17 protein-coding genes are annotated in these 19751 nt (G+C 71.4%); 4 read left to right on the top strand and 13 right to left on the bottom strand.

Going from position 1 to position 19751, the window contains the following annotated elements:
• Positions 1–9: 9 nt before the first annotated feature.
• The 9 genes from NE235_RS35470 to NE235_RS35430 are packed head-to-tail and all read right to left on the bottom strand — an operon-like array spanning position 10 to position 8278.
• Positions 10–846, bottom strand: a complete 837-nt coding sequence (locus tag NE235_RS35470) for an SDR family oxidoreductase (protein ID WP_252810989.1) — start codon at positions 844–846, stop codon at positions 10–12.
• Positions 840–1829 (bottom strand): beta-ketoacyl synthase N-terminal-like domain-containing protein, encoded by a 990-nt coding sequence (locus NE235_RS35465; protein ID WP_252810987.1) that lies wholly within the window; start codon positions 1827–1829, stop codon positions 840–842. The genes NE235_RS35470 and NE235_RS35465 overlap by 7 nt, the downstream gene beginning before the upstream one ends.
• A complete protein-coding gene (locus tag NE235_RS35460; protein ID WP_252810986.1) occupies positions 1826–2962 on the bottom strand; it encodes a beta-ketoacyl-[acyl-carrier-protein] synthase family protein in 1137 nt (378 codons plus the stop codon). The genes NE235_RS35465 and NE235_RS35460 overlap by 4 nt, the downstream gene beginning before the upstream one ends.
• Positions 2959–3888, bottom strand: coding sequence for an acyl-CoA thioesterase family protein (locus tag NE235_RS35455; protein ID WP_252810984.1), 930 nt, complete (start codon positions 3886–3888; stop codon positions 2959–2961). The genes NE235_RS35460 and NE235_RS35455 overlap by 4 nt, the downstream gene beginning before the upstream one ends.
• Positions 3885–4685 (bottom strand): alpha/beta fold hydrolase, encoded by an 801-nt coding sequence (locus NE235_RS35450; protein WP_252810982.1) that lies wholly within the window; start codon positions 4683–4685, stop codon positions 3885–3887. The genes NE235_RS35455 and NE235_RS35450 overlap by 4 nt, the downstream gene beginning before the upstream one ends.
• The gene (locus NE235_RS35445; protein WP_252810980.1) at positions 4682–5632 is read right to left on the bottom strand and encodes a beta-ketoacyl synthase N-terminal-like domain-containing protein; all 951 of its coding nucleotides are present in this window, start codon (positions 5630–5632) and stop codon (positions 4682–4684) included. The genes NE235_RS35450 and NE235_RS35445 overlap by 4 nt, the downstream gene beginning before the upstream one ends.
• Positions 5633–6763, bottom strand: a complete 1131-nt coding sequence (locus tag NE235_RS35440; protein WP_252810979.1) for a beta-ketoacyl-[acyl-carrier-protein] synthase family protein — start codon at positions 6761–6763, stop codon at positions 5633–5635.
• Positions 6763–7983 (bottom strand): beta-ketoacyl-[acyl-carrier-protein] synthase family protein, encoded by a 1221-nt coding sequence (locus NE235_RS35435; protein WP_252810977.1) that lies wholly within the window; start codon positions 7981–7983, stop codon positions 6763–6765. The genes NE235_RS35440 and NE235_RS35435 overlap by 1 nt, the downstream gene beginning before the upstream one ends.
• A 25-nt stretch (positions 7984–8008) precedes the next feature.
• Positions 8009–8278 carry an acyl carrier protein gene (locus tag NE235_RS35430; protein ID WP_252810974.1) on the bottom strand — a complete coding sequence of 90 codons (270 nt, stop codon included), beginning with the start codon at positions 8276–8278 and terminating at the stop codon, positions 8009–8011.
• Between the two features lie 376 nt (positions 8279–8654).
• Between NE235_RS35430 and NE235_RS35425 the strand changes: the two genes are divergently transcribed.
• On the top strand, positions 8655–12773 hold the full coding sequence (locus NE235_RS35425) for a beta-galactosidase (protein ID WP_252810972.1): 4119 nt from the start codon (positions 8655–8657) through the stop codon (positions 12771–12773).
• A gap of 154 nt (positions 12774–12927) precedes the next feature.
• Here NE235_RS35425 and NE235_RS35420 read toward each other — a convergent pair whose 3' ends face one another.
• Positions 12928–13425 carry a flavin reductase family protein gene (locus NE235_RS35420; protein ID WP_252810970.1) on the bottom strand — a complete coding sequence of 166 codons (498 nt, stop codon included), beginning with the start codon at positions 13423–13425 and terminating at the stop codon, positions 12928–12930.
• 80 nt (positions 13426–13505) lie between these two features.
• Entirely contained in the window at positions 13506–14189 is a 684-nt protein-coding gene (locus NE235_RS35415) for a LysR substrate-binding domain-containing protein (RefSeq protein WP_252810968.1), read from the bottom strand.
• Between the two features lie 55 nt (positions 14190–14244).
• Here NE235_RS35415 and NE235_RS35410 point away from each other — a divergent pair, with 55 nt between their 5' ends.
• The gene (locus NE235_RS35410; RefSeq protein ID WP_252810966.1) at positions 14245–14628 is read left to right on the top strand and encodes a DUF5997 family protein; all 384 of its coding nucleotides are present in this window, start codon (positions 14245–14247) and stop codon (positions 14626–14628) included.
• Positions 14629–14733: 105 nt separating this feature from the next.
• Here NE235_RS35410 and ligA read toward each other — a convergent pair whose 3' ends face one another.
• Together ligA and NE235_RS35400 are read right to left on the bottom strand one after the other, a co-directional pair.
• Positions 14734–16725 (bottom strand): NAD-dependent DNA ligase LigA, encoded by a 1992-nt coding sequence (gene ligA, locus NE235_RS35405; protein WP_252810964.1) that lies wholly within the window; start codon positions 16723–16725, stop codon positions 14734–14736.
• A 71-nt stretch (positions 16726–16796) separates the two neighbouring features.
• Entirely contained in the window at positions 16797–17663 is an 867-nt protein-coding gene (locus NE235_RS35400) for a hypothetical protein (RefSeq protein ID WP_252810962.1), read from the bottom strand.
• Between the two features lie 181 nt (positions 17664–17844).
• Here NE235_RS35400 and NE235_RS35395 point away from each other — a divergent pair, with 181 nt between their 5' ends.
• Positions 17845–18963: an NAD(P)/FAD-dependent oxidoreductase gene (locus NE235_RS35395; RefSeq protein ID WP_252810960.1), complete on the top strand. Its 1119-nt coding sequence runs from the start codon at positions 17845–17847 to the stop codon at positions 18961–18963.
• A gap of 279 nt (positions 18964–19242) precedes the next feature.
• A partial coding sequence (locus NE235_RS35390) for a cellulose-binding domain-containing protein (RefSeq protein WP_252810958.1) occupies positions 19243–19751 on the top strand: 509 nt, incomplete at its 3' end.

Here is a 19751-nt window from a genome sequence, read left to right as displayed (position 1 = left end):
CTCCTCATGTCAGCCGGCCGCATCGGCCCGGTGGGGGTTCCAGGCGCCACCGGCCGCGTACAGTTCCGCGCCGTCGACGCCGATGGTGTTGCCCGTGATCCAGGAGGAGTCCGTCCTGGACAGCAGGACGATGGCCTCCGCGACGTCCTCGGGCCGCGTCAGCCGGCCGTGGGGATTGTTCAGCGTCGCCCGGTCGACGAACTCGGTGTGCTCCGGGATGCGCGCGAGTGACGGCGTCGGCGTCACCCCGGCGCGCAGGGCGTTGACCGCGACCTCCCGTGGCGCCAGCTCGCAGGCGAGCTGGCGTACGTGGGCCTCCAGGGCGCACTTGGCCGCCGAGACCGCGCCGTAGCTGGGCAGTGCCTGCGTGACTCCGGCGCTCGTCATCGCGTAGACCTTGGAACCGCGGGGCAGCAGGTCCGCGGCGACCAGGTCCTGCACCCAGTAGACGAGGCTGTGCGCCATGACGTTCAGCGTCATGTCGAGCTGCCGGTGGGTGATGCCGCGCTCCCAGCCAGCGCGCGGCAGGTACGGAACGAGCGTGCCGAACGCCAGTGAGTGCACCAGGACGTGCAGGCCGGTGCCGCCGGAGAGTTCGGCGATCCGCGGGACCAGTTCGGCGCGGACGGCCGGGCTCGCCGCGTTGACGTTGAAGAAGTGCGCCTCGACACCGTGTCCGCGCAGCTCGTCGACCAGCTGCGCGGTCGCCTCTTCGTGCGCCGCCGTGTCGAAGTGCACGCCGATCACGTTGGCGCCCTGGGCGGCCATGGCCCGGGCCACGGCGCGGCCCATGCCACTGGACGCGCCGAGGATCAGGCACCAGGTGCCCTCGATCGGGATCAACATGGGGACCTCCCCGGGTCGAAGATCCTGGCCAGTGCGAGGTTGCCCTCGGCCGTCGCGGTCACGATCAGGCGGTCGCCCGTACGTGCCGCGAGAAGGCCCGCGAGGCGGACCATGGGGGTCAGGCAGCCGAGACCCGCCGCCGTACGCGACGTGATCGGGCCGGTCCGCGGGTGGGCCGTCAGGACCGCGGCGACCGTCTCGCCGACCGCCGAGCCGTCGGCGATCACGTGCACCGGCAGCGGCCGGTCGGCGCCGAGGCCGGTGAGCAGGTCCGTGACGATCCGGCCGAGCCGGTCCTGCCCTTCCCGGGTGCCCGCCAGGTGGGGCGGCAGGAAGGCGGTCCGCGCCCTGCAGGCCCCGTACCAGCGTCCGCCGCGGGCCGCCGCCGCGGCGGGCGGTTCGAACACCATCGCCACGGCGCCCTCCTCGGGCAGGGCCGGGCCATCGGCTACCGGCGAAGCGGGTCCCGGCGGCCCGTCCTCCATGGCGGCCACCAGCAGGGAGGAGCAGCGGCCGAGCGAGAGGGCGCGCAGGCCGACCTCCATGGCCTCCAGGCCCGCCACCCGGGGCGAGGTGAGAGTGAGCTGGAAGCCCTTCACCTCGTACTCGGCGCACGGTCTGCTACCCAGGACGTTGATGGCGAAGAACGGCGCCATCGCCGGGCTCAGGTCGTCGGCGTGCCCGTCGGCGACCGTGCGGTCCATGCCGTCGAGGACGGCGGCCGATCCGCTGTTCGTGCCGAAGGTCGCGGCGCGCCGCTCCCCGGGCACGAGGTCGAGCCCCCCGCCGTCGGCCATCGCCTCGCGCGCGGCGGCGAGGAGGTACCTGCTCGCCGCCGGCAGGTACTTGTAGCCGCGCGGGCCGAGTCTGGCGCGGGTGTCGAACCACGGGCGGCCGGGGTCCGCCGGTGTGCCGGGTGGCACGACCACGCCGATGCCCGTGACGACCGCGTCCGTCGCGAGCATGCCCGCCGGGAGGTTCACGCCGCCTCCTCGAGGACGAGCGCGGCGTTGTTACCGCCGAAGGCCGAGCCGTTGACCAGGACCCGCGGGCGGTCGAGCCGCGCGGGAGCGTCCTGGGGCAGCCGGACCGCGCACTCCGGATCCTGCGCGCCGAGGCGCACGTTCGGCGGCACCACCCGGTGGCGCAGGACCATGGTGGCCGCGCAGAGCGCGAGCGCGGCGGCGGCTCCGCCGGTGTGCCCGATGAGCGCCTTGAGGCTGTACAGCGGCACCTCCGCGAGGTGCTCGCCGAGCGCGGCGCTCAGCGCGCGGCTCTCGACGACGTCGCCGCGCGGGGTACCGGTGGCGTGCGGGATGACGCATCCGAGACGGGCGTCTCCGCCGAGCGCCTCGGTCATGGCCCGTGCGATCTGCCGGCCGCTGGGCTCCGGCGCGGTCGGATGGTAGGCGTCACAGCTCCAGCCGATCCCGGCGATCCGCGCGTACGCGCGGGCGCCGCGCCGGGCCGCGTGCCGGGCCGATTCCAGGACCAGCATGCCCGCCCCCTCGGCGAAGACGGTGCCCCGCCGGTCGCGGTCGAACGGCCGGCAGCGCACCGGGTCGACCGAACCGAGCCGGTTGAAGCAGGCCAGCGCGACCCGTGAGTAGGCGTCGGAACCACCGGCGAGCACGACGTCGGCCTCGCCGCACCGGATCATGTCCGCGCCGACGCTCACGGAGAACCCGCCGGCCGCGCAGGCGCTCGCGACGCTGACATTGGACCCGTACGCGCCGATCCGGTCTCCGACCCGGGCGGCTATCCGGAACGCGGGGTTCCAAGCGTCCCCGGTCTCCGGGCCGCGTCCCCGTTCCCGCACACCGACCTCGCCCATGCAGCTCCCGACGACCACCGCCGTACGCGCCGGCGGCGGCTCGGCGTCCAGGCCGGCGTCCTCGATCGCCTCGGCCGCGGCGGTGATCGCGAACCGGCCCGCGCGCTCGGCCGCGTCGACGCCCGGGACCAGGTGCATCAGCCGCAGGTCCATGTGGCCCAGCGGATCCCGCGGCCGGTCGGGCGGGCGGGCCGCCGCCGCGAGCATGGCCTCCCACAGCGCGGCGGCACCGTCACCGTGACAGGTGACCGCGCCCAGTCCGGTGACGACGACCTCCGTCATCGCTCCAGCGCGCCCATCATCCGGTCGTCGAAGGAGACCAGGCTCCAGTCGCGGCGGTTCTCGATGACGGCGTAGCCGTGGGTGATGCGCCCGGTCGCGGTCGGTACCAGGGCGCCGTCGCGCAGCGCGTAGCAGTCCATCCGCGCGGTGTAGGTGAAGCGCTTGAAGACGTTCTCGACGGTGAGGACGGTGCAGAGCTCCTCTTCCATGAGGGCCTCGTCGAGGATGGTGATCTTCGAGTGGGGCACGACGGGGATGAGGTTCTGTTCGTCCAGCAGCCGTTTGATCGAGATACCGCGGTCGGCGAGGAACAGGTCGACGGCCTCCTCCATCAACCGGAGGTAGCCCGACATCTGCACGCGTTCGGTGAAGTGGCAGTAGAAGTAAGGGATCCGCCACCGCCAGGCGTGCGCGTTCCCGCCCTGGGTGAGCGAGGCGACCGGGTCGGCGCCCGCCGCCAGCGGGGTCGCCGTGGCTCCGCCGCCCAGCCGCGTCACCGGCCGCGGGCGCAGCTCCGGCGGCACCGGCTCGGCGGCGGTGCCGCGCGGATCGAGCCGCAGCGCGATCCGTACCTTCGCGGTGACGGCGTGGGTGTCCTCCCGGTGGAGGCGCACCGCGAGGAGGTCGTCACCGACCCGGCGCACCTCGGCGGTCGCGACGTCGTCGATGTGAAAGGCGTGCAGGATGCGCGTGTCGAGGTCGACCAGGTCGACGCACAGCCCGTACCGCTCGTAGAGCTCCCCGGCCGGGGAGCCGGTCTGGCGGAGATGGTCGAGGACGGCCTCTTCGACGAGGTAGTTGACGTGTTTGAACCCGATCCAGGTGCAGATGTTGGCCCCCTCGTAACGAGGGCGGATCTGCAGCCTGGTCACCTCTCCGGTCCCGGCTCCGTTGGCCGCGGCGACGGTGGTGGCGGTGGCGTTCATGGCGACTCCGGGTCGGTTCGGTGGGCGGGCAGAGCGGTGCGAAGGAAGTCGTCGACGATCTGGGCGAACCGGTCGGGCCGCTCGGCCATGGCGAAGTGGCCGCAGCCCTCGAGCACCTCCAGGCGTCCTGCCGGAAGCGCCGCGGCGAGCGCACGCGCGTCGTCCGGCCGTGCGGCGATGTCACGCTCGCCGGTGACCACGAGCGTCGGCACGCGGATCGCCGACACGTCCTGGAAGGGGGTCCGCAGGTAGGCGTCGAAGAAGCGCATCCACCCGTAGGGGCCGATCCGCTCCTGTACCCGCAGTGCCATCGGGCCGCGCAGCTCCGCGGAGCCGGGGCGGACCCCGCCGATCCTCAGCCCCTCGTCGAGGATGCGGTGAAAACCCTCCAGGTAGTACGCCATGGTCGCCCAGTCGAAGTCGCTCGCCGCCGGGCGGTAGAAGGGCGACACGAGGATGAACGCCGCGGGCCGGACACCGGCGGCACGGCCGGGCAGGTCCAGCGCGAGGGTGGCCGCGAACGAGTGGGCGATGAGAAGGTCCACCGGCGCGCCGGCGCGACGCGCCGCCCGTACCACCCAGCGGACGGGGTCGGGATGATGGCTCCACCGGCCGTCTCCCCCGCCCGTCCACGGCACGTCCGCCTGCCGGACGTCCAGGTCCCGGGGGGCCAGGGCGAGGAACGGCGCCCACACCGCCGTGCTGCCGCCCAGGCCGGGCAGGAGGAGGGTCCGCAGCGTCCGCGCCGCACGTGCCGGACGGCGGCGCGCCGGGAGAGTGTGCTCGGTCTCCCTCATCGGCCCACCGGGGACAGGATCAGCGCCGCGGCGGCGTCGTCATCGGCCTGCTCCCCGGCGCCCGCGGTGGTCAGCGCCATTCCGGTTCCGCCCGCGCCGAGCCAGGAGGCCGCGGCGACCGACTGGAGTACCCCGAGCGCGCCGGAGCATCCTCCCAGGGTCGCCGACAGGTCACAGGTGACGGCGTCGTCCAGGCCCGGCGGAGCGATCGGCATCCGGTGCTCGGGCACGCACCACAGGCCGATCGGTGCCTCCAGACCGTGCCGCACCTCCGCGATCGCTTGGGGGCAGCTGCCCTTGCGCGCGTACGGGCCGATGGCGGCCAGGGCGGGTACGCCCCGGTCCCGAGCGGACGCCGCCGATTCCACGACGAGTGCCGCCGCGCCGTCGAGCAGGGCTCGCTCATCGCCGGCGAGGTGCCGTACGGGCGGATTGACCGGTTCGACTCCGACCACCAGCACCGCCCGCACGCGCCCGGCGGTGATGAGGAGACGCGCCCAGTGAACGGCGTCGAGGCCGGAGGTCGGACCGTTGCACAGCGTCAGGTTCGCGCCGCGCAGTCCGTACGAGATGGCGACCCATGAGGCGACGACGTTGCTCGCGGTGGCGGGCAGCGACATCGGGCTGGTGCCGAGGTAGGTCTCCTCGGCGATCCTGGTCACCGTCTCGCAGACCGTGTCGACGTTGCCGAGGTTCGTGCTCGTCACGACGCCGATCTCGGCGCCGTCGATGGCGCGCTCCGGCCCGGCCGGCAGCCCCGCGGCGGCCAGGGCGTCGCGTCCGGCGCACAGCGCCAGCCGGGTGGCCCGGTCCCGGTAGCGCATCCCGCGGCCGGTCAGCCGCGCGGCAGGGTCATCGCGCCCGGCCGGTGGTCCCGGTTCCAGCAGGTCCGCCGGGTGCGCCACGCCGGGCACCGCCGTGCCGAGGCCCGTCACGACCGTCTCCACTCACGCCACCTTCTCCACGACGGCGACGGCGTTCAGCCCGCCGAACCCGAAGGAATTGATCTGCGCGACGCCGAGCGGCGCGTGGGCGGCGCCGCCGCGTACGAGCCGCAGGCGCGCGGCCTCCTCGGCGGGGTCGGTCAGCCCGACGACGGGCGGTATGACGCCGGAGCGCAGGGACGAGACCGCCGCGACCAGGCTGTGCAGCCCGGACGCCCCCGCCGTGTGACCGGTCATGGACTTGATCGCGGTCATGTACGGCACGGTGGGGAGTCCGGCGAAGACGTCCCCGACGGCCTCGGCCTCCGCCTCGTCGTTCAGCGGGGTGCCCGTGCCGTGGAGAAGGATCAGGTCGATGTCGCGTGGGCGTACGCCCGCGCGCGCGTGCGCCTCCCGTATCGCGCGGGCGATGCTCGCGGAATCGGGGGCGGAGGGGTGGTAGGCGTCGCAGTTGACCGCGACCCCGCGCAGGAGCGCGTGGCGGCGCCCGCCCGCCCGTCCGCTCAGGACGATGGCGGCCGCGCCTTCGCCCTGCAGCATGCCCCGGCGTCCGCGGTCGAACGGCCGCACCTGGTCCGGGGCCTCCGGGTAGCACCGGTCGAGCAGCCCGTAGGTGCTCTCGGTGATGGTGTCCACCCCGGCCACCACGACGGTGTCGGCGGCACCGAGCTCGATCAGGTCGGCGCCCAGGGCGAGAGCGTAGAGCGACGCGGAGCAGGCGTTCGCGACGGTGTAGGTGTTCGCCGCGTCGAACCGGCGCCGCAGCGTCGTGCCGAAATGCAGATCGCCCAGGTCGAAGGGGACGCCGTCCCGCCAGCTCAGCTCCACCGAGCGCAGTTCGCGCAGGGTCGTGCCGATCAGCACCGGAACGCCGCTCAGATCGGCGGGCAGCCCCGCGTCGCGCAGCGCGTCCGCGACGGCCTGCTCCAGCCAGCGGCTGGCCCGCAGCGGCAGGTCGGCCCCCGGAGCCGGGCGGTCGTCGATCTCGTAGGCGTTCCGCGCGCGGAACCGCGTCCGGTCGAAACCGCGCAACTCCGCCAGTCCGCTGCGGCCCGCGCAGAGCGAGTCGAATATCTCGCCGGGACTCCGGCCGATGCTGGCGACCGCTCCCATGCCGGTGACGAACAGGTCCATCACCGCTCCTGATAACGGCCGAAGAGGATCACCGCGTTGTTCCCGCCGAATGCCAGCGCGTTGTTCTGCACGATCCGCAGATCGGCGACCCGCGCCTCATTCGGCACGCAGTCGAGCCCGCATTCGGGATCGAATTCGGTGTGGTTGATGGTCGGCGGAATGAACCCCTGGTCGATGGCCAGCGCGCAGGCCGCCGACGACAGCGCGCTGGCAGCGCCCATCGTGTGACCGATCATCGCCTTGATGGAGACGGTCGGCGGCGGGCTCTCGCCGAACACCTGACGGATCGCGCCGGACTCGGTGACGTCGTTCGCCTTCGTCCCGGTGCCGTGCGCCGAGATCAGGTCGACGTCCTCGGGGCGTACCCCGGCGTTACGGTGCGCCAGCCGGATGCACCGTGTGATCCCGTCCCGGTCCGGAGCGACCGGGTGGAACGCGTCGCACGCCAGGCCGTATCCGAGCACCTCCGCGTAGATGCGCGCCCCGCGTGCGAGCGCCGAGCCGAGGCTCTCCATGACGAGGACGCCGGCGCCCTCACCGGTCAGGATGCCCTGGCGGCCACGGTCGAACGGCCGGCACGCGTCCGGCGCGATCGTGCCGAGCCGGTAGAAGCCGGTGAAGGTCTTCCGGCACAGGGCGTCCGCGCCGCCGCACAGGGCCAGGTCCACGTCGCCGCAGCGAACGGCGTCGAACCCATAGCCCACCGCGTAGTTGCCGGCGGCGCACGCGGTCGGGATGGTCACCGCCTCGACATCGGTGAGGCCGAGTTCCGCGACGATGCCCGACGACAGCCGGCCCGCGCCGATCCGGCGGGCCAGCGCCGGATCGACATGCTCGCTCCCCCGCTCCACCTGCGCCGCCACCAGGTCGTCGAGGTCACGTGACTCGCCGTCGGTGGTGCCCATCGAGACGAGCGACGCCCGCCCGCGTACGTCGGCGTCCGTCAGGCGCGCGTCGCGGAGCGCCATCCTCGCCGCGGCGACGGAGAACCGGCTCGCCCGGCCCAGCTCGGCCGGATCGGTCCGTTCGATCCACTCCTCCGGAACGAAGTCCGTGACCTCGCATCCGTTGGCGTGGGCGAACCCCGCCGTGTCGAACGCCGTGATCGGCCGGACGCCGCTCCGCCCCTCCCGCAGTCCGGCCGCGAAGGCCTCCACTCCGAGACCGATGCTGGTCACCGCACCGAGACCGGTGATGACCACCCGTCGTGCCGTCTCCATCGCCCCTCGCTCAGCTCGCGGCGGATCAGGCTTCGAGAGCCTCATCGACGACCGCGTACACGCCTTGGAGGTTCTCCATGCGGCTGAGTTCGGCCTGGTCGATCACGATGTCGAAGGTGCGTTCCAGCGCCGCCAGGATCTCGATCGCCCGCAGCGAATCGGCGTCGTGATCCTCCTTGAACATGCTGGTCTCGGTGACCTCCGCGGGCTCGATCTCAAGAATGTCGCAGACGATGTCCTTGATCTTCTCTTTGCGTTCCCCGTCGAGCACGGATACCGGTTCGGACCTGTTCATGCCGCCGCCCTTCGTCGGACCTCATCGCATTCGTTCGCGACGGGCTCGACTCTGCGTACGGCCGCTATATCTTCCCTATAAGCGCCGCCCGTCGCCGAAGGTCCTCGCCGACCTCGGAGAGATCACTTCGAGTCGAACATTTTCCAACATCCACGAGTGTTGGATCGGCAGGCCGCCGTGGATGACCACACTCACGAAGCCGGGCAACCGCGTCCAAGACACCAGGTCGCGGGCGTGACGAGCCTCAATCACCACAAATGATCGAAACAACCACATAGACCCCTTGACGTCATCTTCCAGTAACCCGCAGACTGCACACGGCACACCGCGTTTACACAGGGTTAAACGCGTCCCGCTTGTGAAGCGAGGCACCCTCATGCCCCCCAGCATCCCCAGACTGCTGTCCCGCTCGCGCGCGGCCCTGACCGCGATCATGATCCTCACGGTGCTGGCGTTGGGCGCCGGCCCGGTGGCGAGCGCCGCACCTCCTCCCGCGGCGGCCCCCGTCACCGCCGGGACCGCGCACTCGGTGACGTACGACGACTACTCCTTCAAGATCGACGGAAAGCGCACGTACATCTGGTCCGCCGAGTTCCACTACTTCCGCCTGCCCAATCAGGATCTGTGGCGGGACGTGTTCCAGAAGATCAAAGCCGCCGGCTTCAACGCCGTTTCGCTCTATTTCGACTGGGGCTACCACTCCCCCAGACCAGGTGTCTACGACTTCACCGGCGTACGGGACGTCGACAAGCTCCTGGACATGGCCGAGCAGACCGGCCTCTACGTCATCGCCCGGCCCGGCCCGTACATCAACGCCGAGGTCGACGGCGGCGGCTTCCCCGGCTGGCTGTCCACGAAGGCCGGGAACACCCGCTCCGGCGACCCGGAGTACCTCAAGTACTCCGACGAGTGGCAGGCCCGGATCGACGCGATCCTGGCCAGGCACCAGCTCACCACGGGCACCGGCTCGATCATCGAGTACCAGGTCGAGAACGAGTACTACCACGGCGACGCCGCCGCACGTTCGTACATGAAACACCTGGAGAACAAGGCGCTCGCCGACGGCATCAAGGTCCCGCTGGTCGGTAACAACAACGGCACGTTCAACGCCGGCGACGCCGCTCTCGACGTGGACGCCGCGGACTCCTACCCGCAGGGCTTCAACTGCTCCAACCCCACCCGGTGGAACGGCGTGCCGGACATCGGCTACGACCACGTCGCGGGCAAGCCGCTGGCGACCGCCGAGTTCCAGGGCGGCGCCTTCGACCCGTGGGGCGGCCCCGGCTACGACAAGTGCGCCCAGCTCATCAACGACCGGTTCGCCGACGTGTTCTACAAGCAGAACATCGCCGTCGGCGCGACGTCACAGAGCTTCTACATGACCTACGGCGGCACCAACTGGGGCTGGCTCGGCGAGCCGCAGAACTACACCTCCTACGACTACGGCGCCGCGATCCGCGAGAACCGTGAGTTCGACCCCAAGTACGACCAGGACAAGCTCATCGGGTACTTCACCCAGGCGGCGGCACCGCTGACCAAGACCGACGCGATCCCGGTCACCGCGCCGGACAACGCGCGGATCGTCGACACCGCGCGGAGGAACCCGGACACCGGCACGCAGTTCCACGTGCTGCGGCACTCCGACTCCACGTCGACCTCGAAGGACGGCACCCACATCTCGGTCGACTTCAACACCAAGCCGGTCGACTACACCTACGACGACAACGACGCGGCCCTGAAGTACTCCGGGTCCTGGTCGCACGTGGCCGACCAGAGCTACACCGGCGGCGACTACAAGCACACCGAGTCGTGGTCCAACACGGCCGGCGACTCGCTGACCGTGCCGTTCACCGGCACCGCCGTCCGCTGGATCGGATCGAAGGTCGACAACCACGGGCTCGCCGACGTCTACCTGGACGGCGTCCTGCAGGGCACGGTCGACGGCTTCGGCAACGAGAGCCAGGCGGTGCTGTTCCAGAAGAGCGGCCTGACCGACGGCCCGCACACGCTCAAGATCGTGGTGGACGGCCGGCACAGTTCCGGCGCGACCGGCGACTTCGTCGCCATCGACGCCATCGATCTGACCGTGCCCGCGAACAAGCCGGTGACCTACCCGACCGTGCCGCAGCAGCCCGGCACCGGCATCACGCTGGACGGCCGCGAGTCGAAGATCATCACGGCGAACTACGACCTCGGCGGCAACCGGCTGCAGTACTCGACGTCCGAGCTGATGACCAACGCGACGATCGGCGGCCAGGACGTCGCCGTGCTCTACGGCGACGCCGGCGCTGCGGGCGAGACGGTGCTGCGGTACGCCGCGAAGCCGACCGTCACGTCCACCGGCGGCGACGTCACCGAGACCTGGGATCCCGCCACCGGCGACCTGCGACTGAACTACACGCACAACGGCCTCGCCCGGGTGCGGATCACCGGCGGTGACCGCCCGCTGCTCCTGCTGCTGGCGGACACGGCCACGGCGAAGACGTTCTGGCGGCAGGACACCGGCTCCGGCCCGGTCCTCGTACGCGGCACGCACCTGGTGCGCACCGCCAAGATCAGGCACTCGACGGTCGAACTGACCGGTGACGTGGACACCGACGGCTCGATCGAGGTGTGGAGCGAGGCGTCGAAGGTCACCTGGAACGGCACCGACGTAGCGACCACGACATCCGATGACGGCGGCCTGACCGGGAAGGTGCCGACCGCGGCCCCGGTCGACCTGCCGGCACTCACCGACTGGGTGCACACCCAGGAGTCGCCGGAGGCCCAGCCCCGGTTCGACGACTCGACCTGGACGGTGGCCGACAAGATGACGACGAACAGCATCACCACCCCCGGCACACTGCCGGTGCTGTTCGCCGACGACTACGGCTTCCACACCGGCAGCACCTGGTACCGCGGCCGCTTCACCGGCACCGGCAAGGAGGCCGGCATCACGCTGTCCACGCAGAGCGGCGGCGGCGCGGCCGCCTCATCGGTCTGGCTGAACGGCGTCTTCCTCGGCAGCTCCACCTCGGACGGTTCGAAGACGTACGCCTTCCCGGACGGGTCGGTGCACGCCGGCCCCGACAACCTGATCTCGGTGCTCACCGTGAACATGGGCCACGAGGAGGACTACAACGAGTCCAGTGGCAACAAGGCGGCCCGCGGGCTGACCGGCGCCCGACTGGCCGGAAACCCGAACACGATCACGTGGAAGCTGCAGGGCACCCGGGGCGGCGAGACGCCGCCGGACACCGTACGCGGGCCACTGAGCGTCGGCGGTCTCTACGGTGAGCGCGCCGGCTGGTACCTGCCGGGCTACCCGACCGACGACTGGCAGCCGGTGACGCTGCCGGCCACCGACAAGACGCCGGGCGTCTCCTGGTACGCCACCAGCGTGAAGCTGCAGCTGCCGCAGGGCCAGGACACCTCGCTGGGCCTGACCATCAGCGACGCGTCGTCCCGCAAGTACCGCGCGGAGATCTTCGTCAACGGCTGGCACATGGGCAACTACGTGAACTACCTGGGGCCGCAGCACAGCTTCCCGATCCCCAACGGGGTGCTGAACCCGCACGGTACGAACGACATCAAGATCGCCGTGTGGAACCTGGACGGCTCCACCGGTGGCCTGGGCACCGTGGCGCTGACCAAGTACGGCAGCCACGCGTCCTCGCTGACGGTCGTCCAGAACAACAGCCCGGGCTACAACGGCGGCACGTACAAGATGCCCAAGGCGCCCATCTCAACCGTCAACCTGCAGGTTCCCGGCACGGTGACCGCGGGGACCCCGTTCACCGCGACGGAGACGGTGAGCGTCGACCGCGGCGCGGCGGAAGACGTGACCCCGGCGCTCACGCTGCCCGACGGCTGGAAGGCCGGCGCCCCGACACCCGCGTCCGCCGCACGGCTGACCCCCGGGCAGTCGGCGACCTTCACCTTCACCGTCACCCCGCCCGCGACCGTCGAGAAGCCGGCCGCGATCACGGCCACCGCGACCATGACCCAGAAGGGCAGCCGGCGGACGTTCAGCGACGAGCGGATCATCGGCCCGGTGCCACCGGTGCCGCCGGCCGGTCAGAACAAGGTCAGCGACCTGCCCTGGCTGTCGGCGACCAACGGCTGGGGCCCGGTCGAACGGGACACCAGCGTCGGTGAGCAGGCCGCCGGTGACGGCCGCCCGATCACCATCAACGGCACCACGTACGCCAAGGGCCTCGGGACCAACGCCGTCAGTGACGTCGCGGTCTACCTCGGCGGTACGTGCAGCAGGTTCACCGCGACCGTCGGGATGGACGACGAGAACGGCAACGCCGGAACCGTCACGTTCAGCGTGGTGCTCGACGGCAAGACGCTGATCACCACGCCCACCGTCACCGGTTCCACACCCGCCATCTCGATCGACGTTCCGGTCACCGGCGGCCAGGTGGTCGACCTGGTCGTCGGGGACGCCGGCGACGGCAACGGCAACGACCACGGCGACTGGGCGAACCCCATGCTCACCTGCTCCGGCTGACCCGTCCGAACACCCCCGCCGCCGGCCCCGCTCCGCACCAGGAGCGGGGCCGGCGCGGCATTCGGCGTCGGCGCCGGAGGGCACCGGCATTCGGCATCGTGCCGGAGGGCACCGGCATTCGGGCGACCTTGCGCCGCCGGCCTCAGCGGCCGGCCTACGCCGGGTGCCCGGGGTCGATCGCGGGGAGGCCGGAGAACATGAGCGGGCCGGCGCCGGAACCGACATGCGTTTCGGCCGGGGCGAGCAGCACGCCGATGTGGTCACCGAGTTCCCTGCGGTCGAGCACCTCCCCGACGAGGACGCGCGGGCAGCGGGCCAGCAGCGGAACCCCGTCCGGGCCGGACCGCCACTCGCAGCGAGCGAACTTGTCCGTCTCGTCCCCGGTCTCGGAGCCGAACAGCGTCGCCAGGTCCTGCTGGTCCGGGCTCAGCACGTGGACCGCGAGGTAGGAGGCGGAGGCCGCCACGCGGTAGGTCCGGTTCTTCTTCGACAGGCAGACGAGGAAGCGGAACGGGTCGATCCCACACTGTGTCGTGAACCCGACGAGGCATCCGGCCCGTACGCGCCCGCCGTCGGCGGCGGTGGTCACCACGAACATCGGGTAGTCGAATCCCGAGATGAATCGCTCAGTGCTTCCCGCTTCGTCGTTCACGGCTCGCTGCTTCCCGCCTGGTCTCGGCGGAAACATCAGCTTCGAGGCGCCCTGAGCGACGTCGGCGAGCATGCCCCTTCTCACGTACGGCGGCGCGGCCGGCGGCGAGGCTTGGGCGCGGAGTGCTTCTGCGTGGGCTTCTTACGGGCGGGTTGTTGCTGGGGATTGCGGCCGCGGGAGCTGTTGGGGGTGCGGCCGCGGACGATGCCGATCAGTTCCTCCATGAGGTCGGTCGTCGCGGCCTCGAGCCATGCCAGGCCGATCTGGGACTGGGGGGCGTCGGTCACCGGGCGATAGGTGAGGTCTTTCCGGTGGTGGAGGCGGGCCAGAGACTGAGGGAGCAGGAGGACTCCGGCCCCCGACGCCACCAGCCCGATCGCGTCCGCCGTGCTCTCGGGACGGGTGAACGCGGGCTGCCCGGGGCGGTCGGCCCAGGTCAACACCTCGTCGAGCGGCTCGAACACATCCTCGTCGGCGAGATCGGCGAGCTCCACCTCCTCGACCGCGGCCACCACGTGATCCTTCGGCACCACCACCACGGTCGTCTCCACGTACAACGGGATCACGTGGAGGGCCTCGCGGTCGACGGGCAGGCGCACGAACGCCGCGTCCACGCCGCCGTCCCGCAGCAGGGGGACGGCCTCGGCGGCAGGCACCTGGATCAGCCGAAGCGGCACCTCCCGCACCCGCTCGGCCCACACCCGGGCCCATTTCCCGGGTGTCACCCCCGGCGCGTAGGCCAGCCGGAACTCCCCCTTGGTCATCCGCTCAGCCTAGTCGCGGTCAGACGGCCCCCTCCCGCTGGCTACCCTTGACGCCATGAGCACGTCCAAGGCGAAGACGCCGCAGACCATGAAGCCGGCGACCGCGGCCAAGAAGCTGGGGATCCTGCTGTCGGCAGCGCCCGCCGAATTCCAGGAGGGCGTCGTCTCCCGGGACGAGCTGAACGCGCTTCAGGCCGACCCGCCCGCGTGGCTCGCCGACCTGCGCCGCCTGGGCCCCCACCCCCGCCAGGTCGTCGCCGCCAGGCTTCGCGTCTCCGCCTCGGGCCTGGCCCGCGCCGGTATCACGGGCCCCCTCACCACCGCCGAGATCGAGGCGTTGAAGGCCGAGAACCCCGACTGGCTGGAACGCGAGCGGGCCATCCACAACAAGGTCCGCCAAGAGGAGCTCCGCCTCAAGCAGCAGCGCGCCAAGGCCTGACCCGCGTCCAAGACGTCGTCCGGGTGATCGGCGCATGCCTCGACGGGCACCGGCAGGCAGGTACACCCCGGTTCGGCGGGGCTCTCATCGGCGACCCGGCGCACGTCAGAGCACGCCGGCCTCGGCCAGCCACCGCCACAACTCGTCCTGCCGGACGATCGTGACGCCGAGCTTGTCGGCCTTGCCGGTCTTGGACGCGCCGACGTTCTCGCCGGCGAGCAGGTAGTCGGTGGTGGCCGAGACCGACGAGGCGGTCACGGCCGCCGCCTGCTCGACCAGGCGGGTGACGTCCGGGCGGCTGATCCTCGCGCCCGAGCGTGGGTCGGTGAACGCGCCGGTGATCACGACCGACCTGCCCTTCAGCGGCGAATCGCCCGCCACCGCGGCGTCGACCGGCCGGTCCTCATCCAGGACATCGAGGTCCACGCCGCGCTCACGCAGCAGGGCGATCTCCTCCCGCACCTCCGGGCGGGCGAAGAAGGCGACGATGCTCTCGGCGACCTTCGGGCCGATGTCGCGGATCGCCACCAGGTCTTCGACCGTCGCCGCCGCGATGTCCTCGATGTGCTCGTAGCCGGCCAGGCACAGGCGCTTGGCGGTGCCCTCGGAGGCCATCGGGATCGCCAGCCCGATCAATGCGCGCCGCAGCCCCATACGCTTGGATGACGCGATCGAGTCGACCATGTTCCTGGCGCTGACCTCGCCCATCCGCTCATAGCCGAGCAACTGCTCGGCCGTCAGGTCGTAGAAGTCGCTGCGGCGCTTGAGCAGACCGTCTTCGGCGAGTCTCTCGATCCAGACGTCGCCGACGCCCTCCATGTCGGCCGCCGGCCGTGACGCCCAGTGCATCAGCCGACGCGTCGCCTGCGCCGGGCACTGCAGGTTCAGGCACCAGCGCTCCTCACCGGTACCGCGGACCTGCAACTCCGACCCGCACGACGGGCAGTGCGCCGGCGGGACGATCTCGACCTCGGTCCCGTCGCGTTCCTCAGGCAGCGAGCGGCCGGCGAACGGGATCACGTCGCCGCGCCGTACGACGGCCACGGTGTCTCCGATCCGCAGATCGCGCTCGCGGATCAACCTCGGGTTGTGGAGGGTGATGTTCTCCACCGTCACCCCGCCGACGAACACCGGCGCGACCCTCGCGCGCGGCGGGACCCGGCCGATCTTGCCCACCGGCCACTCCACCGACAGCAACCTCGTCAGCTTCTCCTCCGGCGGATACTTGAACGCGATCGCCCCGCGCGGCTCGGCGCTGTTGAAGCCCGCCGCGTCGAACGCCGCCGGCTCGTGCAACCGCACGACCGCGCCGTCGATGTCGTAATCCAGGCCGTCGCGGCGACGGCCGATCTCATCGATCGCCTCCATCACGTCCGCGACGCTCGCGCACACGTACTGGGCCACCGGTTCGAAACCCGCCGGAAGCTCCAGCGCGGCGCCGTCACGATCGGCACCGAACGCGAAGAACCGCAGCAGCCGGTTGGCGGCCGCGGCCGCCGCGGGATCCTTCAGCACCAGCGTCCCCGCGGCACCCGACCGTGGATTGGTCAGCGTCCGGTCCGGATGCGCCTCGTTGTAGGCGGCCCACACCGACCGGAGCATGACCGCCTCGCCCCGGATCTCCACCCGCCCGGGCACGTCGATCCTGACGGGCAGGCCGGGAATCACATGGCGCGCCTTCTCGGTCACCAGCTCACCGACCGTGCCCGTGCCGCGCGTGGCGACGTAGTCCAGGCTCCCGTCGACGTAGACCACGCTGAGCGAGAGCCCGTCGAGTTTCTCCGACACGCGGAAGACCTGGCCGCCGAAGCGCTCGCAGAACATGCGGATCTGGTCCTCACCGGTCGCCTTCGCCAGTGAGAGCATCGGACGCGCGTGCCGCACCGTCGGACCGGTCAGCTCCGCGGGCGCGTTGACCTTACCGAGCGGGCTGTCGGCCGGCTCCAGCTCCGGATGCTCGGAGACGAGCGCCGCCAGCTCATCCTTCAACGCGTCATAATCGGCGTCTGGCAGCGGGCTGTCACCCGCGCCGTAATACAGGTCGTTCAGACGCTTGACCTCAGCGGCCAGCTCAGCGATGCGCTCTCCTACGTCCACCCCCCGATTAAACGTCAGGCCACCGACAGTCCGGCCGAACGGCCCGACGGGTTCCGGCTGAATGCGGAGTCTCAGGTGCCGGGTCTCGCGGCCTTCCAGACGAGGGTGAACTGTTCGTAGAAGTAGGTGAACCAATCCTCGTCCCGTACCCGCTGGAGGCTGAAGCCCGGTCGTGTGCCGTAGTCGCCGTGGAAGGACATCAGGCGCAGGTCCATACGTCCGTCGGGGAGCCCGGGATCGTAGGCGTACAGGGTGTAGGGCGGCAGGTAGTCGATGAGCCGCACCTGCAGGCCGGGCAGTTCGGCTTCGAGGCGGTGCAGGATGTCCAGGTTGTTGCGCAGGGCCTCTTGGAGGTGCCCGATGCCGGAGTCGGCCGAGCGGAGCGCGGCCATGGTCATCGCCGCGCCCGCGGGGGTGATCAGCAGGACCCTGACCAGGACTCCCCGGGCGAGTGCCGTGCGGATGAAGGGCCGCAGGTAGGGGAGGTACATCGGCAGGACCGCTCCCCAGAGCAACGCCTCCTCCCGCGCCGCGCCGATCCGCTCGGCGACCTCGTTGACGTCCTGGCGCTCGGAGAAGAACCGTGCCGCGGAGACCGGACCGAGCTCCTGCCCGGACCTGCCGCGCCGCCGAGGAGAACCTCGGTCGCTCTGCACCCGGTCCAGGGCCTCGAGCCACACGCGTACCCGATGCTCGCCGTGGACCTGGAACGCCGCGAGCAGGCTTCTGAGCAGGGACGGCCGAGGCGGCCGGACGCCCTTCAGAACTTCGTGCACGGTCGTGGTCGGCAAGGGCCGGTGATGCCCCGCGCCCCACTGCTCCAGCTCACGCAGCGACGGCTGCGGCCGCTGAGACCGCCGAAGCTCCGACAGGCAGTCCGCGAGTTCCTCGACCGTCTGAACGGCCGCGACCCGGGCCAGAAGCTCGTCGTCGTTCACCCTGCCCCCTCGGACCAGGCGCGAGTGTGAACACCACGTTAGCCCTGCGCCTCGTATCCGACGCCCCCGGCGGACACCGGACGAACGGTCCGGACATGCGCCGGACAGGAGGGGGTCGCCGGATCGACCACCGGACTGAGGCGCTGGGAGGACATCATCCCGGCGAAGGAGGTCCGAGGTCATGCGTGTGGTCGTCATCGGTGCGGGTGTCTACGGCGCGGCGGTGGCCGCGGGGCTGACCAGGCGCGGCGCGCGCGTCACGGTGGTGGACGGTGGCGCTCCCGCGATGGGTACGTCCGGTGCGACGTTCTCGTGGGTCAACGCCTGCGGTAAGAAGCCGCAGGTCTACCACGAGCTCGCGGTGGCGGGCATGGAGGCCCACCGGAGGCTGGCGGCCGAGGCGCACTACAGCGACTGGTATCACGAGACGGGCAACCTGGAGTGGGCCGCAGACGAGGCCGAGCAGGAGAAGCTACGGCAGAAGGTCGCCGACGGCCTCGCTCGCGGCTACGAGGTGCGATGGCTCACCAGAGCCGAGGCCCTACGCCTGGAGCCCGGCATCAGCCCGGACCGGCTGCCGGCGGCTGGTATCGCCTACTTCCCCGGTGAGGGCTGGATAGAGCCGACCCGGCTGATCGGCTATCTGCTGGCGCACGCGTTCGCCCGCGGCTGCGAGCTGGTGCGCGACGACGCCGTCACCGGGGTCGAAGTGACCGGCGGCCTGGTACGCGCGGTGCACCTCGCCTCAGGGCGGCGGTTGCCGGCGGACGCCGTGGTGAACTGTGCGGGGCCGCGAGCGGCGAGGATCGCCGACCTCGCGGGGCTGGCGCTGCCCATGCGCAATACGCCCGGGGTCGTGGTCTGCACCTCACCTGCGGCGGTCTGGATATCCCACGTCGTCCACGCCCCGAACGTCCACCTGCGCCCGGACGGCGCCGGACGGCTGCTCCTGCACACCGCTCGGCTCGACGGCACAGTGGGAGCGGCCGGCACCGGTGAGATCAGCGGCCGGCAGGCCGCGGTCGGCACACTGCTCGCCGATGCGGGTGCGCTCTACCCGGGGCTGGCAGGTGCCACCGTGGAGAGCGTACGGGTGGGCGAACGTCCCATCCCCGCTGACGGCCTGCCGGTCCTGGGGCGGGCACGTGAGCTGCCCAACTTCCACTTCGCCGTCTCCCACAGCGCGGCGACCCTGAGCGTGCACGCCGGTGACCTCGTCGCGGCGGAGGTTCTCGGCCACGACCAGGACGACGTCCTGGCCGGTTTCCGCGTCGAACGATTCCGGCCCGAGCGGTCCTGAGCCGACTCCGCCGCAAGCGCAGAACCTCCCTCGAGCGCGGCTCCGCGGCGGACGTGGCGCGATGGCGATTCGTTGGCGCCACTTTCACCTGTTTTCATCGATCTCACCGAGTCGCCGGCGATCGCGTTCCCCTCGCCAGCGCCGTTGTCCATGACGTCGGCGCCGCGGTGCCGGGTGCTTTGACGTGACCGGTCCGCCGCTCATACTTCCCCCGGATCACCATCCCGTATCTCGCCTCGCGTTCGAAATACCGAACGCAGCCCCCTCGCGAGGAGAACCATGAAACGTCTGCTCGGGCATCGCCGGTGGCGTGTCGTCGCCCCGGTCTCATCGGCCGCCGCGCTGGCCGCGGCGGCCCTCGTCCTCCCCGGATCGGCGAACGCGGCCGCCGGCTGCCGGGTCGACTACACGATCAGTTCGCAGTGGCAGGGAGGTTTCGGCGCGAACGTGTCCGTGACCAACCTGGGCGACCCCGTGTCGAGCTGGACGCTGACGTGGTCGTTCGGCGCCGGGCAGCAGGTCACCCAGGCATGGAACGCCACCGTCACGCAGAGCGGGTCGAACGTCACCGCTCACAGCGCGAGCTACAACGGCTCGCTGGCCACCGGCGCGAACACCAGCTTCGGCTTCAACGGTTCCTGGAACGGCGGCAACCCGCTGCCGACCGACTTCGCGCTGAACGGCGTCGCCTGCACGGGCGGCGTCTCGGGCGGCGATACCCCGACGCCCACACCGACCCCGACCGGGGGTACGTGCTCGCTTCCCTCGACGTACCGCTGGACCTCGAC

Origin of the sequence: Actinoallomurus spadix (genome assembly GCF_024055725.1) — a bacterium.
GTDB classification, from domain to species: domain Bacteria; phylum Actinomycetota; class Actinomycetes; order Streptosporangiales; family Streptosporangiaceae; genus Actinoallomurus; species Actinoallomurus spadix.
The sequence above is the reverse complement of the archived record's forward strand: the minus strand, read 5'-3'. Positions and strand labels throughout refer to the sequence as shown.